Here is a 16,301-nt window from a genome sequence, read left to right on the forward strand (position 1 = left end):
AATGCCGCCTTCGTAAAGGTTCCACTTGGATCCTCGCAGCGGAGCGTTACCACAATACTCGGGGTGACCGCCGTTGTCAGACACGAATACCACCAACGTATTGTCTTGTTGTCCCGATTCGTCGAGCGCAGTAAGGATCTCGCCGACGTGATGGTCCAGCGTTTCCACAAACGCGGCGTACTCAAGTCGCAATGGACGCTGCGGAATTTCTTGTGGGATCTTGGCGTCGTATTTTTCAACCAGCCAGCGACAGCGGTTTTTGACCGGCGTGTGAACATAAAACGACGACGCCATCAAAAAGTACGGGCGGTCGTGGGGGCGAAGAATAAAGTCGGATACCTTCTGCACCATCGAATCATGAGGGATAACTCCGGCGGCCGACTCTAATCCGCGATTCTTTTTCGTCCACGCGTAGGGATGGTCGCCAAAGTCTTCCACCGCGACTTCGAAACCTTGCTGCGGTGGACCAAATTCGGGGTGCCAACCCAAGTAACGTCGATGGTGCTGGCTGACATGCCACTTGCCGAAAAAGGCAGTTTGATAATCCAGTGTTGCCATTCGCTCGGCAATTGTCGTTTCCGCCAACGGCAGATTTAGCGTCAACGGCGGCCCCGTCAGCGGAACGTCCGCGTCGATCCGTTGACGGCCAGGTTCTCCCTTGGTGACAAACTCAAAACCGAGTCGCGGCACCGCTTTGCCTGTCAGGATGCTGGCTCTCGCAGCGGAGCAAATTGGAGCTGGCGAATAGGCACTCGTGAACCGCATACCTTCACTCGCCAAACGATCGATGTTCGGCGTTTCATGCCACGCGTGACCATAACAACCCAAGTCCGACCAACCCAAGTCGTCCACCAGAATCAACACGATATTGGGCCGATCTCCGGCCATTAGCGGCAAATCGATTCCGGTGGTCAGCATTCCCGCCAGCAAAGCGAGAAACGCGGCGAAGGTTTTCGTCCAGGTGGGGCACATGTTGCTTGTCTCTCTCTTCGTCCGCAGAGATCGGAAGTTTGGTTTGGCGCACTCGGTTTGGTCGTCGCCTCGGTGACCCTAATCGACAGCGGCTTCGTTCGCTTTCTCGCTGCGTAATTTTGCGATGATCCATCCCAGCAAAATCATCGCGGTGGGACCGATCACAATCACAAGCAGCGGATGAAACGGGCTCGCAACATCCCTCCACCGCGACGGCCAGTAATCCGTTTTTGACGCAGCCATCCAAGCGATCAGTAGCATGCCATCGAGCAGAACCAAAACCGCTGCTGCGCCTCGGATCTTGGGAACCATGATGCCCAGCAAAAACAGACCGATGATCGCGGCCCCAAGAACACCCGAGAGCATCCACCAAATATCTAGTACGCTTTCGGTTAAGCGGACCAACGCCAGTGCCATCACGGTTCCCATCGCTCCCCATGCGACCGTCGATGCGCGGAGCACGTGGACGTGTTCAGAGTCTGAGGATTCGGGGCGAAACAGTCGCTTGTAGAAATCGCTCATCACCAGCGTCGCGGATGAGTTCAGTGACGTGGAAACGGTGCTCATTGCCGCTGCAAAAACTGCGGCAATCAATAACCCGCGAGCGCCGGTGGGCAAATTGGCGGCGATGAAATGAGGGAACACGCGGTCGCCAAGATCTTTTTCCGTCAAGCTGTCAATGGTCTCGTTTAACTGTGCCGTGTACTCGGGGGCATCCGGCGCGATCCCAGCCTGCATCATCTTCTGTTCCGCGACAATCACACGGACCTCTTGCGTTTGTTCAGGATGGCTTTCGTAGTAAGCGAAAAGCGATGAACCAATAAACAAAAACAAGGCACTGACGGGCACGTACAATAACGCTCCGAACCAAACACTTTTGGCCGCTTCTCGGTCGCTGCTGGCTGCGATGTACCGCTGGACATAACTCTGATCGACGCCAAAATTCCTCAGGTTATCGAACAGTCCGTACGCCAACACGACCCACAGCGTGGGTTGCGACACATCGAACAACGAGGTGCTGCCGAGTGAAAATTTGTCGTGGCTGTTAGCGACCTCAATCACTTCGCTAGGGCCGCCAGGCATATCGAATAGCAGGATGCCTAGTGCCAATAGCGCTCCGGCAAGCAACACCACCGCTTGAATCGCATCGGCCCAAATCACCGCGACGATCCCGCCGACAAACGAATAAATCGTGACAATGATTCCGGTGACGATGATCACGATGCGAATGTCCCAGCCAAATAGCACTGCCATCGGAAGTGCCATCAAGTACATCACCACCCCGATGCGGGCAATCTGAAACAGCAGGTAGAAGCAGCTGGCGTACAGCCGTGCCCATAATCCGAACCGGTTTTCCAACAGCGAGTAGGCCGACACCTCACCCGACCGGCGGTACAAAGGTAGGAAAAAGCGAACCGCGATCGCCGCGGCAACCGGCAGCGCCAGCGAGAAGGCAAACGCATTCCAGTTGTCGACAAACGCTTTGCCCGGTAACGCCAGATAACTGATGCTGCTTAGGTAGGTGGCAAAGATCGATAGACCGCATAGCCATCCCGGCAACGTGCGACCCCCGGCCGTGAATTGGTCGGCGGTGTTATTGCGCCGCCAGAAAAACAGCCCCAATGCCATGATGGCAACGAAGTAGCCTAGCAGTACGAACCAGTCGACGCCGGTAAAGAAAACAGCAGCAATCACAGAGCCCCAACCCCTCGCAATACCTCGGCTACACGCTCACGCTGAGGGGCAAGGAATGGGTGAAATGGATCCGCAGGCAGGTCGCTGCAGATTCCAATCAGTGACAATGCCGATTTTGTGGCCTTGATGTGACGGGATGCATATTTGCCGATGTCGTAGATCTTTTGGAATTCCAGGATCAATTCACGCCGCTCAGTCACGGTCGCCTCATCGCCGTCACGCAGTGCGTTGTAACACTGCACAAACAGTTCGGGCATCACGTTCGCCCCGCCGTTGACGCCGCCATCACCGCCCAGTCGATGAGCTTCTTGTAAAAGGGCTTCGGGGCCTAACAGCACCGTCCAATCGGGGCGGTCGAGTTTCAATTGACAGACTTGGCCAAAGTAGTCCAAATCGCCACTGCTGTCCTTGACGCCGATAATCGACGGAATGCTCGAAAGCGTTCTTAGCGTTTCGATCTCATACCACACCTTGGTCAACCCTGGCATGTTGTACAGCATGATCGGAAGCGGGATCAGCGGTGCAATGTTTTGCACATACGAAATCAACTCGGTTTGTCCGGCGGGGAAGTAATAGGGGGTGGTTAACACGACTGCATCCGCACCGCAATCGGCCGCGTACTCCGCCAGATTCACCGTTTCCACGAACGCGGTGTCAGCAACCCCTACCAAAACCGGTATACGTCCCTCGACGATTCGAGTCGTTTCCGCGATCATCTCGCGACGCAAACGGTAACTTAAACTTGGCGCTTCGCCTGTGGTGCCCAGAATGAATACCGCCGAAACGCCTCCTTCAATTACGTGACTCAATAACCGCTCTAAACCAGCGTGGTCCAACGTGTCGCGAGCGGTCAGGGGGGTGACCAACGGAGGCACGATCCCCCGCAATGAAAGTTTCGATGATTTGGCGATGGTCGACATCTGCTGGAATCCTGAGAAGTTGAAATAGAGCGAACGAGAAGACGCCAACGACAAGTATTTTAGTCTTTCCCAGCGTGTAACGGGATAGCTAAAACCAGTGGCGTCACGCATCGCATCGCGATAGAGCCACACTTGAGGGTGTTTGGGTGCTTGCTTCAAGTCTATAGAGTTTACCTGGCTCTCGCCTCCGTGCAAGCTCTGAAGCGGTCGAAGTCGGCCCAAATTATCAAGTTCGAGCATTTTTCTTCGGAAACCAGCAGACGGCGAGCCACATAAATGGCTAAAACGGAATCAGGCCCGCCTTGGCGATTCAACGCGAGGCCCGTATGGTCGCACAGCGTTCCAAGCTGGAAGCGTTTCGGTGAACGCACGAGCACGATTGGAACGTGGGGGGCTCTCGCTTTGGCGGTCAAACGTAATGCCCTCTAACGCAACGCTGTGAAGCATTTCTTCGTAGCCACCTTCGCCGGAAGGTGGTGATTCGTATTGGCCGGCAACAATTCCACGCTCTGGCGAGCCTAGCTACGGAACATAAATACCGTAATTTGTCGTCTCTAGATGCTTCAAAGCGTTGCCGCTAACGACTTGCGAAGCCGTGCGACAATCTTGGATCGGTTTGATTACAGCTTACGAACTGCACGACAACATCGAGCAGCCGACCTTGTGACGTGCCCACTCAGGCCGTTTGGCGAACCACTTTTTACGTTCAGGTTGTTCGCTGTAGGGATCACGCAGTAGCTCGTACAGTTCTTGGATCAATGTCGCGTCACCCTGATCGGCCGCATCGATCGCCATCTGTGCCATGTAATTACGCAATACGTACTTTGGATTCACACGGTTCATCTGTTCACGACGCGTTTGATCCGTTTCCGAGTCCTTGTTCAATCGACTCAAATAGTTGACAAACCAATCCCGCCATGACTCCAGCACTTCGCCGGTGAGTTGATCGGCAGCGTAAAAGGCATCGCGTACCGGGCCGAGGAATTCGTTGCCGTTGGCAACGTCAACCGACTTCTTTACGTTTCCCAGCAGACGAAAAAATATCGTCATATCGGTTTCGGTCAGCTGCAGAACTGCATCAAGTTGGTCCAGCAGATCTTCGTCGCCCTCGATTACCTCGGAAAGCCCGATCTTGTTGGCTTGCATGCGGGTGAATTCGCGATTGAAGTCGTGTTGATACTGTTGTAGTGCCGATTCAAGCGGTGACGCCTCGCCGACGATCGGGTACAGCGCATTGGCTAATTGGACCAGATTCCAAAGTGCAATTTGCGGCTGATTGCCAAATTGGTAACGGCGATGCGTGCGATCGGTCGTGTTCGGCGTCCAGTCGGGATCGTAGCCCTCGAGCCAGCCGTAGGGGCCATAATCAATTGTGTCGCCGTGGATCGACATGTTGTCGGTGTTCATGACGCCATGAACAAAACCGACCCGTTGCCAATGCACCATCATCGTCAGCGTGCGTTGACAGACGGCGTGAAAGAAATCGCCGTAGCCCGACTTGGTTCCGGTTTCGATTGCAGGGTAAAAATGGCGGATGGTGTAGTCCGCCAATTCACGCAGTAACGTAAGGTCGTTTCGCGAGGCAAAAATTTCGAAATTGCCAAAGCGGATAAAGCTCGGGGCGACCCGGCAAACCACCGCACCGGTCTCCATTTCGGGGTTGCCGTCGTACATGGCATCTCGCAGCACTTGGTCGCCCGTGGTCAATAGGCAGAGCGATCGAGTGGTAGGGACCCCCAAGTGATGCATCGCTTCGCTACAGAGATGTTCGCGGACGGATGATCGAAGCACGGCCAAGCCATCCGCGGTGCGTGAATAGGGGGTTTCGCCTGCCCCTTTTAATTGCAGTGTCCAGTGTTTTCCGGCATGCTGTACTTCGCCCAAATTGATCGCACGGCCGTCGCCGAGTTGTCCAGCCCACGATCCGAATTGGTGTCCGCCGTAACACATCGCATAAGGCCGCGTACCTTCGATCACTTTGCCGCCGCTAAAAACATTCCGAAATTCGTCGCTCGCGAGATCCGCAGACGCCAACCCAAGCATCTCAGCAACGTCCGCCGCGACATGCAGCACCTGCGGATTGCTGGGTACGCGGGGCGTTACAAATGAAAACGCGGCACCGGTGACTTGGCGGCGTGAAAGCGTTTGCGCCGTATCAGCCGGAAGTTGCTGGTTAAAGCGATCGTCGATGTTCAGACGCATGGAATTTGCGGAGCTTTTTGGCGAATGGGAAAGCAGGTTAGTTTTGTTTCAGTTTGTCGCGGAACACCTCAGTGAACTTATCCACCTTCGGGCGAATCACAGCTTGGCAGTAACCTTGGCTGCCATGCTGATTGAAATAATTGTGGTGGTCGGCTTCAGCAGGATAGAATTTTGTGAATTCCGTGATCTCGGTTACGATTGGAGCCGCAAAGACCCCCGCTTCGTCGAGTTTTTGCTTGAAGTGTTCTGCTTGCTGCTTTTGCGTTTCATCGTGATAGAACACGACCGAGCGATATTGCGTGCCGACATCGGCGCCTTGACGATTGAGTGTCGTGGGGTCATGGGTTTTCCAAAACACTTCCAACAGTTCATCAAAGCTAATCACGCTGGGGTCAAACTTGATTTGAATGACTTCGGCGTGTCCGGTCGTGCCGGTGCAGACTTGTTTGTAAGTGGGGTTGTCGACATCACCACCGGAGTAGCCTGACATCACCTGGTCGACGCCCGCGAGTCGCTGGAAGACCGCTTCGGTGCACCAGAAGCAGCCATTGCCAAAGGTCGCGAGTCGAAGCGAAGGTTTATCGGTATCTGTCATCGGATTGCCCTCTGTTTTTCTGTGTAGTGGACGAGGTGACGAGTCCTGTATCGATTCCCACGTCCGGACAAGCTCACGAGTCGCCTTGAAGATTTTACGCGAAGAGCAACCCCAAGAGTCCTGGCCATTTCTATTTCGGCCGGAAGGCGGGCGTCGCTTTGGTCGCCTGTCCGCCATCCAAGTTACGGCGGACCATTAGCGTGCGGTTAAGATCGCGAAATGTCAACGAGTCGAGCAATATCGCATGGCCGTTGCGTTCAAGTCCAAACGTAGCGGAACTCGCGGGCGGCTTGTTGATTTAATGAGCCGCTCGCGCGTCAGCGGCCGGGTCCCACGCGTTACCCGGTGCCTTGCGGCCCACGGCTTACCGGTGCGATCTGCATTTTGCTTAAATTAGCAAGCTGTGGACCGTTTCGTCCCGCCCCCCCCGAGGCGAATGCACCTCCGAGGGCAGTGCGCGGGACGTGTCACTTTTCCGGTGGCTTGGTACGCCCTATTTTCGCAGCGTGACCGTGTCGAACAACTGCCCCTCGAGGTCGTACGATTTTAGCTGTAGTTCTGATCCATTAACGGCAACGAAGACAAAGTGGTGTCCGCGTCGCACCGTGTTTTGAAATGGAGGCCGAATCGGCCCTGCTTGTTCCAAGTGCCCGCCACCCCCACCGGTAATCATATAGATGGTGCCCGAATCGTCGCGAGGACGCTGATCGCGTATTTTCCAAGTCCGCTCGTACGAATGGATATGTCCATTCCAAACGATGTCGACGCCGTAGCGGTCAAACAGTTCCGTCATCGGGCGAATCCGTTGGTCGCCCCAGGTGCTTTTGCCCTTCCATAGATCGCCATAGTCGTTTTCATCCGACGAGTAGGCGGGATGGTGGAAACTGACAAACGTCCATACCACCCCGCTTTCTCCTGATGCTTTTTCCTGCTCCAGTTTGCTCAGTTGTTTCTCGAGCCACTGGTACTGCTCGCTTTCCGGCCCCATTTCCTTGTTGGAATCAAGCATAAAGAACGCGGCGTTCCCGTAGCGATACGTGTAGTAATATTCAGGCGGTGGCAGATCCATGTACCGATAGTAATGATCCGCATTCCGTTCGTGGTTCCCCAAAACTGGGTAAAACGGAACCCGTGAGATCAGCGGATTCAAGCTAGAAAAAAACTGGTAGGTCCATTGGTTCTTGACGGTGCCGGTCGAGACAAGGTCGCCGGGGATCACCAGAAAGTTAGGACGCAGTCCCCAAGCCAATTCGCCAATCTTGCCGCTTACCTCTGGATTGCCTTGTGTGTCCGAGATCACGGCGAACGCATAGGGTGTCTCGGGCAACGAGGCGGTTTGAAACGACAGGACTTCACTTTGGATGGTCTGTTGCGTTTCTGAGTCGACTGCCGTGACTTGGTAATAATACCCCATTTCGGATTCGAGGTTCTCGAGGACAGCGGTTTGCAGCATCCCGTCGGTCGAGGTTGCTTTGACGGTATGCTCAAACGCGTCGCTTTGGCCATAACGGACGCTGACCTCGCTCGTTTCGTTGCATTCGCACATCACACGGATGCTGTCGTGGGTTGCAAATTGCAAATAGGGGGCTACCAGGAACGCAAGCGGTTGTCGTTTCTTGGCCGTCGCGGGAAGTTCTGCCCATTCTTTTTGGTGTTCAAAGTCATGTTCGATCCAAGCCCCGCGTGCGGCAAGGTCATAGACCGCTATTTTAGCGATCCGTCCCTCCAACGGAAACTTTTCGTCACGGTCCAGATAGGCGCCCACCGCAAGGGTTGCGTCTTGGGGATACAAAATGTCGCCGTGCTGGACGTCGGTTTCCGCTTCCAATTCGCCGTTCACCCACAACTGCGTCGTCACTCCGTCGTAGACGCCTGCGACGTGGTACCATTTACCCGAGGCAATTTTCGTCGTTCCCTGCAAGTAGGTCATCAATCCGTCGCCATCGTCGGCACCTTTGCTAGCGATCGCGAACGTAAATGTTTGTTCGTTGTAGCCGAGTACCCAGCCTGCTTCCTCGCCACCGTTGTCTTGGATTGCCGAGACGATTCCACCGTATTGCGTCAGCGAGTCCAGCGAGACCCAAGCCGCGACGGTGACCGTTTTCGCCGGAAGTTTGGCTTTCAATTCGGGCCAAGCTTCTTCGGCGGTGAAATAGGATTGTTGCCCATCAAGTCGGATTGCGTTGAGCCCGTCGGCATCATCCAAGCTGGGGTTCCCCGTCGCTCGTAATTGCGGTCCCAGTTGGCTTTTCAGAACTCCGTTTTCTAAAAACGGTTTTCCAAAGACCCAGTGGGCACGCGGATCGGGGCCGTTATGGCCGTGGGCCAATGTGCCAGAGACGCTGCAAACGAGTGTCACGGTAAAAGCAAGCCAAGGTGGCAATCGAAAAACAATGTGCATGGGGGGGAGATTTTTTTGAGGGCAATGGAGGTAAAGGCCGCGCCATTTGCTATGGCGTCATCAATGGATCCGAACAAACGACCGGGCCGTTGGCACTACAATTGATTGGTATTCTTGGTCCCAGCCCGTTGGGATGGGCTAGGTCATCTTCCGGGGCGTTGCCCCTCAATACAAGTAACGCAACTTCAACACAGGCTTTTGAGCTTGTCTTGGCCGCACCCGCGGCGGGCTACGGTTCCGAGACCACCTCGCCGCCGTCACGGGTGCCCAGAGCGGAAAACAAAATTTGGTCGATCGATTCGGTTAGAAAACGGACCGAACCGTCGCCGTAACAGAATTGAGCTCCGCCAGGATGCTGGCTGCTGAAACTAACCTCATACGCGCCCCATTCAGGTGAATCATCGGCGGTGGGGATATCAATCGGTTTGGGGTAGTTGATCTGGACTGCGGTGGAACCGCCCATTTCGGACCAATCGGTTCCTTCCCAGTTATCAAAGTCGTCGCCGCCGATTGCCCAGTGGTCCTTGCGTCCCGAGTTCGCGTTTTCGGCGGTCGACGCGATCGAAGCCAACTCAGGGTCCGGTTCGGCCTCGCCCAGCATCAGCGTGTTGGAGAGTCCATCGATGACGTCACGCAGCTTGGTTCCGCCGCCGGGGCCGCCTTGAGCGATGCGGGATTTGTCCAGCGGCCGGGTTTGAATCATGCCGTCCAGTTCCGAGTGATGTTTTGTCGTTTGACCATCGCCCCAAGTCGGCAGATTGCTGCGGCCCCAGCCCAATGCGGGTTTCCAGTCGTTGGGCTGGATCCCCGTCACGACGGCCAAGTAGTTTGCCGGCGCACGAGCAGCAACAAACCACGGCGGCGAATAGACCGAGGCGTCAAAAACAGCTTCGGGGGCGATCGACGAAGGGCATCGCATCACGCTGATCGGCGTTTCACAGGCGGCCACTTGGCGATCACGAGGATTCGAGGAGTCGAGCGAAGCATCCTCCAGTGCGGCGCCGGCTGCCCAGTCGGTCGAGCCAAACGTCAACGCTTCGTACAAGTTGGATTGTTCGCAAAACGGCATCACAAACGCACTCCAGTGCCCGCCCTCTTGCGCCTCACCCAACATTGGCAATTGATCTTGATACGTGCTGGCAAAGTTGTGCGTTGCCAATCCCAATTGTTTCAGTTTGTTGCTGCACTGCATCCGCCGTGCGGCTTCACGAGCTGCCTGCACTGCAGGCAGCAGCAGTCCGACAAGGACGCCAATGATCGCAATGACCACTAATAGTTCGACAAGCGTAAATCCTTGCCGGCGTTCAGTCAAAGGACGTTTCATCATGAGGTTTTCCAAATGTGAATGAAAGAGGGGTAAATGGTTTGGCAAAAAGTGGTCTCGAGTCTCCCACGCATCCCCCGTAGCGGAACTCGTCAAGAGTTTCGTTCGGTAAAGGGTTTCTCGCAGCGAAACTCGCGGGCGGCTTGTTGATTTAGTGAGCCGCGACGCGTCAGAGCCCGGGGACGCGTAGAGACCCGATGCCCTACGGCTCATCGCTCACTAGCATTCGTCCATCGCGGTGGATTGACGTCAAATAGTTAGGGCGTTTTCGCGGGGATATCGAATTCGAAGCGGTTTTCAGCCGAGCTTTGGACTTCGAATTCAAGCTCGCTATGGCCCCCTTCGGCGTAGGCGGGCGGGACCAACTCTTCGGTGACCAAGCTTCGGTCGTCATCTTGTTTTTCATCGGTCGATCCGACCACTTTGCCGCCGCGATTGACGATGCACGTGAAGCTGACTTTGTATTTTCCCGCCGCTAAACCGGGGCCTGCGGTCGATCGCAGCGAGAGGTCGCCCTTGGCATCGGTTTCACCAACCCCGAGGTTGAATTTCGTCACTGCGTCGTCGATTGGGCGAAAGTAAACGATCAGCCGTTCGTAGGGTTTTCCGCCCAACGTGATATGCCCGCTGATCGGATGCAGTGCGGGTTCGGAATTGCATCCGCTCAGCCATCCGCAGAACAGGATAACCAAACTGATTCGCCAAAGGAGGATTGATCTCATTGCTCGAGTGCTTCGCGTTGTAGACATGTTGGGTCGAGTGCCGGATGACGGCCATGTTCTACATTGGCGGTATGAACACTGTGCGGAGAGCGCGTTGAGATTCGGTAAAGAGTTGACGTGAATTGCGTTACCAGCGACGTCGAGTGGGGCACAGTTGCATCAAGCGACCCCGACGCAGCGAACGCAAAGACGGTGACGAATTTGTTGTCACGGAACCCACGTGCCTGTATGTTGCCACGAACCCTCTTCGTGCTCAATCGCCGCGGTGGGTCGTATCATTGACATGCGATTCGATGCGGACGCGGTTTTTTAGTTGCAACAACGCTAGTGTCTCGCTGACGATCCGGCGACTCTCCTCGCCATCAAGCAGCAGTAGGTCGATGTAGCTTTCGTTCAATCCAAACGCCCCGCCAAGTGTTTGGCCGCTGAGTTCTTTGCGAAGCGAATCGCTCAAGATGTCTTCGATGTTAGCGCGAACATCGGATTGTTGGCCCTCGGGAAAAACCGAGCCATCGATGGCAACGTAGACCAGTTCCGCGCCGGTATTCTGCAATGGATCTTCATCAAGTTTTCCCTCGTTATCGATACAGTCAAATACCAGCTGGGGAATCAGACTTGATCCGATCACCGTATCGCCTCGCGGTGACGGCTTGTTCTCTCGCAACTGATAAACGGTGTAGGTCTCAAGTGGCGGCAGTTTTTCCCACTGGTGATACGTGTTGACTTGTGAAATGAATTCGGGCAGCTCCGACAGCGACCGCGTGTAGCTGTCCGGGGTGAATGGTTCGATTTTGATCTGGCCCAACCACATCTGGGTGCCAAATTCACCAAGCACTTCATCGACCAACAGAAACAGGATGGTGAAGTGTTTTGATTTAGGCACGGATTGGAGCGTGGGGTGCCAGGCGACGATATCGATCTTTTGCCGTTCGTCGTCGACATGCGTGCGAACTTGAAAACCGTCTACGTCGACCCGATTGCCTTCGTCGACCGAGATCGCGAAGCCTTTGACGAATTCGGCGGGAGTGGCTTGGCGCGAGGCATGAAAGTTCCATTTGGGGATTTCGGGTGCGCGTTGCAGCCAGTATTCCGCCAGCAGTTGTTTGGCAATTTGGCCTTCGCCGGAGAGGGTAAACGAGTGGCCGCCATTTTCACCGGGACCAAACACCCAGCTGAGCCCCGGGATGGTCGATTCACAAAACTCGGCGACCTCGTCGACCAGGTCACCGCATTTTCCCGCTTCGATGGTCTGAAAGAATCGCTCAGCAACGGTGGGATACCACTGCCAAAACTTTGTCACGCGTTGTTTAAAGGTTTGCCCGTGTTCAAAGCTTTGGTCGTTTTCATTTTGACTTACCGAGTCCGTCACGACACCATCCCGCACGCGAAAAGAAGAGACGTTCAAGCAACGCGTTGGGCGTAAGTGCCGCGATTTGGGCGAACGAGCGTCCTCACATTGCTGGACGACAGTCTACGCCACCAGCCCGCCCCCGTCGAATCCCATGCACCTTGTCGCTTTGAATTGATGAGCGTATCGTCCGCTCGCGCGAGCGGACGCGGATGAAAGGGATATCGGCTGGGACGTGGCGTCGACTTCAGCCCCGTGGCACGAGCTGCTCAGTCGAGCGTTTTTTCGGTCGCTTCCAGTGGTCTGCTCCGCCGCGGCAAACTCGAGCGGAAAGAGGTGTCGCGGTCGCGGCTCTCTCGAGTCCACTTTGTTCGACGCTGGCGAGCCAAACGGCCGCTCCACGTTCGTGCAAATTCACATGAACGTGGCTCTCGTTAACGCTTCGCCGGAGCGTGTTCGGGGCAGGCCGCCTAAGACGGGGCAGGCCGCCTGAGATCATAGGCGAAGCGTGTTGCAAGGGGATTACAGCGCCGCGAGGATCTCGTTGCTCATGGCGCGGCCGCCGTGAGTTTCGCTGATCTTGACGTAGGTAATCTTGCCTGATTTGTCGACCACAAGGGTGGTCGGGTAGGCGGTTTCATTGGTTGCGTTCCAGCGCAATCCGTAAGCGTTGGTGAACTGAAAGTCATGGTCGAGCATAAACGTCAGCGGCTTGGGCAACTTGGTGCCTTGCAGAAAATCATTCGCGTGTTGGCCGAGTTGCAATTTCGCACCGGGGTAGATCAACAGCACTCGTGCGTTCTTGGCGGCAAACTTGTCCGCGTTTTTCACAATGTCGCCAACCTGGGCGGAACAGGCTGGACATTGACGGCCTGGAAAACCTCGCAACACGACCACGACAACGGGGCCTTCCGCGTTCACTTGGCTGAGCTGTACGTCGCCCGACAACTCACCTGCAATCGCACGCAGCTGAAAGTCTTTCGCCTCCGTGCCAGGCGACAATGTCTTCTTTGCGTCAGCCACTGGATTCAAGCTGTGGGATTGTGCCGAAGCGGTCGCGGTAAACAGAGTGGAAAGAGCCAATGCACAAATGGCAAGCGTGGGAACGATCTTCATCAAGAGAAACCTTTTGAAAGCGAGTAGAGAAAGAGGCGGGATCCTGCGCGGAGCCCAGCGATGCGAAGCCAAGGGTGAACCGTATCGATTCTTCTACCCCAATGATCACCCGCGCTCACGCTCCGCCACCCAGCCCAACAATCACAGATCGCAGTGATGATCGTCGCAGCAAAAAAAAACAGGCCATCAAAATTTGCGGCGGTGCTACCAACCCGCTAAATTAACGAAAACTCACTCTCCCACTCTTCTTGTCTCCTCACTAGGCCTGAACTGAAAGCCCTCTATGCCCACCACGATCAATGGTATTGGAACGCAATATTACGGCAAAAAAAATCCGCGGATCTACCATGATCGATGTGATTCGTGTGGCGCCCATTGCCAGATGACTGATTACGAAACCGGTTACTATTTCGTGGTCTTGTTCATCCCGCTGATCCCGATGGGCAAAAAGCAGATTCTCGGTGATTGTTCGAACTGTCGTCGTCATCGTGTGATGCCGTTGCACCAGTGGAACCAACTTCGCGAAGAGGCGATCGACACGGGGATGGCAAAGTTAGCCGAGGCGCCCAATGAGCCTCAGCGCGCAATCGAGCTGCTGGGGACCTTGACGGTGTTCAATCGTCCCGAGGAGGCGATGGATTTGGCGTCGGCGACGCTGCAATCGCATCAAGACGATATTGATGTCCAGCTTGGCATCGGAAGCTGGTATGAGAATCAGGGACGAAAGCTGGAAGCGGAGAGTTGTTTTCAGCGCGCGATCGAACTCGATCCTGAATACCCGCCGTGCGTTCGTATTGCAGCAATCAACTTGCTCGAGAGTGGGCAGCCCAAGCTTGCGGCTCAGCAAATGGAGTCGCTGCGGCATCCGTCGGAGAATTACGAGCCGGCATTGTTTTTGATGTTGGCCCAGTCGTATGCCGGCGCGGGAGATCACGACGCGGCGCTGCGAGAATACGCCGACGTGTTCGCCAATGTGCCCGAGGCGGCGACCGACAAAGCGATCCGCAAGCAGGTCAAGAAATCCGAAAAGGCGCTCGGCCGGTCCGAGTCGATCCTGCCCCGTAAAGGCTTGTTTGGCTAATTGTCGCTGATCGCTCCGCGATCTTGGCGTTTTGCGTCCCAACTTATCGGCCCTTATCTCGTTTTGATCGCGGAGCGATCAACGACATTAAAAAACTGGGGGTACCCAAGGTTCCCTGGCTCTGAATCTTCGTAGAGAATGGGGGGACCACTTAACGAACATGATTCATCGAAGGATTTTTTGGGATGAGTACCAGCACAGCCACCGTCGGTCTGACTTCTCGCGACGCCTACCAAGCTCTGCAATCACATCACGCGGCAATTAAGGACAAACATCTCCGCGAGTGGTTTGCCGAAGATCCACAGCGTGCCCAAACCCTGAGCCTCGAAGCGCTGGGGCTGTTCCTCGATTATTCGAAAAACCGGATCACGTCGGAAACCGTCAAATTGCTGGTCGCTTTGGCCGAATCGGCAAACTTGAAAGATCGCATCGATGCGATGTTCAGCGGCGAAAAGATCAACACCACCGAAGATCGGGCGGTGCTGCATACGGCCCTTCGTGCTCCGCGTGACGCCAAAATCGAATTCGAAGGCGAGAACGTGGTGCCCGAGGTGCATGCGGTACTCGATAAAATGGCGGCATTCTGCGACCGCGTTACCAGCGGCGAGTGGAAAGGCCACACCGGTTCGAAAATTCGCAATATCGTCAATGTCGGGATCGGCGGTTCGGATCTTGGCCCGGTGATGGCCTACGAGGCACTGCGACACTACAGCAATCGTGAACTCAATTTCCGCTTCGTTTCCAACGTCGATGGAACCGATTTCGCCGAAGCGACTCAGGATCTCGATCCCGCCGAAACGCTGTTCATCGTGGCGTCCAAGACGTTCACGACTCAGGAAACGATGACCAACGCGCGCTCTGCACGCACGTGGTTGCTCTCTGGATTGGGAGGCGACGAGTCGGCGGTGGCGAAACATTTTGTAGCGGTTTCGACCAATGCCGATGAAGTCGGCAAATTCGGAATCGACACCGCGAACATGTTCGGATTCTGGGACTGGGTGGGCGGTCGCTACTCGATGGATTCGGCGATCGGATTGTCGACGATGCTGGCGATTGGTCCAAAAAACTTTCGTGAAATGCTCGACGGATTTCATGAAATGGATGTTCACTTTCGCACCGCACCGCTGGATCAAAACTTGCCCGCACTGATGGGGTTGTTAAACGTTTGGTACGCCAACTTTTTTGATGCGAAGACGGTTGCGGTGCTGCCGTACGATCAATACCTGAAGCGATTCCCAGCGTACTTGCAGCAATTGACGATGGAGAGTAACGGCAAATCCACGACACTCTCGGGTGACCGCGTCGATTATGACACCAGTCCGATTTTCTGGGGTGAACCGGGTACGAATGGTCAGCATTCGTTTTACCAATTGATTCACCAAGGCACGCACCTCATTCCGTGTGACTTTATCGCGTTCTGCAAGTCGCTGAATCCACTGGGCGATCATCAAGACATTTTGATGGCCAATGTGATTGCCCAAGGCGAAGCGTTGGCGATGGGGAAAACCGCCGAGGAAGTGAAGAGCGAAGGGACGGCGGACCAGCTCGTGCCGCACCGCGTTTTTGAAGGCAACCGGCCCTCGAACACGATCTTTATCGAGCAGTTGACGCCGAGCGTACTCGGCAAATTGATCGCGTTGTACGAGCACAGCACGTTCACGCAAGGCGTGATTTGGGATATCGATTCGTTTGACCAATGGGGCGTGGAACTCGGCAAAATGCTTGCTAAAAAGATCATGCCGGAATTGCAATCCAGTGACGCGTCGCTGGCGCACGACAGTTCCACCAACGGATTGATCCAGCGTTATCGTCAATGGAAATAAGGCAGCGAACATGATCCACACTTGGCCTCGCGATCAGATGCCCAAGCAAGCGGTGTTCATCTCGGATTTGCATTTGATGAGCACGCGGAGCACGGCAGAGCA

At 55.2% G+C, this 16,301-nt stretch carries 12 protein-coding genes; 2 read left to right on the forward strand and 10 right to left on the reverse strand.

Features of this window, described 5'->3' with window-relative positions; all coding sequences use genetic code 11:
• From ABX962_RS12140 to ABX962_RS12185, 10 genes are all read right to left on the reverse strand, one after another.
• A partial coding sequence (locus tag ABX962_RS12140; protein ID WP_372719711.1) for a sulfatase-like hydrolase/transferase occupies positions 1–972 on the reverse strand: 972 nt, incomplete at its 3' end.
• A 78-nt stretch (positions 973–1,050) separates the two neighbouring features.
• Positions 1,051–2,667, reverse strand: coding sequence for a sodium:solute symporter (locus ABX962_RS12145; protein ID WP_372719713.1), 1,617 nt, complete (start codon positions 2,665–2,667; stop codon positions 1,051–1,053).
• A complete protein-coding gene (locus tag ABX962_RS12150) occupies positions 2,664–3,587 on the reverse strand; it encodes a dihydrodipicolinate synthase family protein (protein WP_372719732.1) in 924 nt (307 codons plus the stop codon). Before ABX962_RS12150 ends, ABX962_RS12145 begins: the two co-directional genes overlap by 4 nt.
• A 627-nt stretch (positions 3,588–4,214) precedes the next feature.
• The gene (locus ABX962_RS12155; RefSeq protein ID WP_372719715.1) at positions 4,215–5,789 is read right to left on the reverse strand and encodes a YdiU family protein; all 1,575 of its coding nucleotides are present in this window, start codon (positions 5,787–5,789) and stop codon (positions 4,215–4,217) included.
• Positions 5,790–5,826: 37 nt separating this feature from the next.
• Entirely contained in the window at positions 5,827–6,384 is a 558-nt protein-coding gene (msrA, locus tag ABX962_RS12160; protein WP_372719717.1) for a peptide-methionine (S)-S-oxide reductase MsrA, read from the reverse strand.
• Positions 6,385–6,877: 493 nt separating this feature from the next.
• The gene (locus ABX962_RS12165) at positions 6,878–8,785 is read right to left on the reverse strand and encodes a LamG-like jellyroll fold domain-containing protein (RefSeq protein WP_372719719.1); all 1,908 of its coding nucleotides are present in this window, start codon (positions 8,783–8,785) and stop codon (positions 6,878–6,880) included.
• Positions 8,786–9,014: 229 nt separating this feature from the next.
• Entirely contained in the window at positions 9,015–10,112 is a 1,098-nt protein-coding gene (locus tag ABX962_RS12170) for a DUF1559 domain-containing protein (RefSeq protein ID WP_372719721.1), read from the reverse strand.
• A gap of 254 nt (positions 10,113–10,366) precedes the next feature.
• Positions 10,367–10,831, reverse strand: coding sequence for a hypothetical protein (locus tag ABX962_RS12175; RefSeq protein WP_372719723.1), 465 nt, complete (start codon positions 10,829–10,831; stop codon positions 10,367–10,369).
• Between the two features lie 253 nt (positions 10,832–11,084).
• Positions 11,085–12,200 carry a hypothetical protein gene (locus ABX962_RS12180; RefSeq protein WP_372719725.1) on the reverse strand — a complete coding sequence of 372 codons (1,116 nt, stop codon included), beginning with the start codon at positions 12,198–12,200 and terminating at the stop codon, positions 11,085–11,087.
• A 501-nt stretch (positions 12,201–12,701) separates the two neighbouring features.
• Positions 12,702–13,295 (reverse strand): redoxin family protein, encoded by a 594-nt coding sequence (locus ABX962_RS12185; protein ID WP_372719726.1) that lies wholly within the window; start codon positions 13,293–13,295, stop codon positions 12,702–12,704.
• A 283-nt stretch (positions 13,296–13,578) separates the two neighbouring features.
• Between ABX962_RS12185 and ABX962_RS12190 the strand changes: the two genes are divergently transcribed.
• Complete coding sequence (locus ABX962_RS12190) at positions 13,579–14,376, forward strand: tetratricopeptide repeat protein (RefSeq protein WP_372719728.1); 798 nt, start codon at positions 13,579–13,581, stop codon at positions 14,374–14,376.
• A gap of 185 nt (positions 14,377–14,561) precedes the next feature.
• A complete protein-coding gene (pgi, locus tag ABX962_RS12195) occupies positions 14,562–16,199 on the forward strand; it encodes a glucose-6-phosphate isomerase (RefSeq protein ID WP_372719730.1) in 1,638 nt (545 codons plus the stop codon).
• Positions 16,200–16,301 lie beyond the last annotated feature (102 nt).

It is taken from the genome of Novipirellula sp. (assembly GCF_041583735.1).
Lineage (GTDB): Bacteria > Planctomycetota > Planctomycetia > Pirellulales > Pirellulaceae > Novipirellula.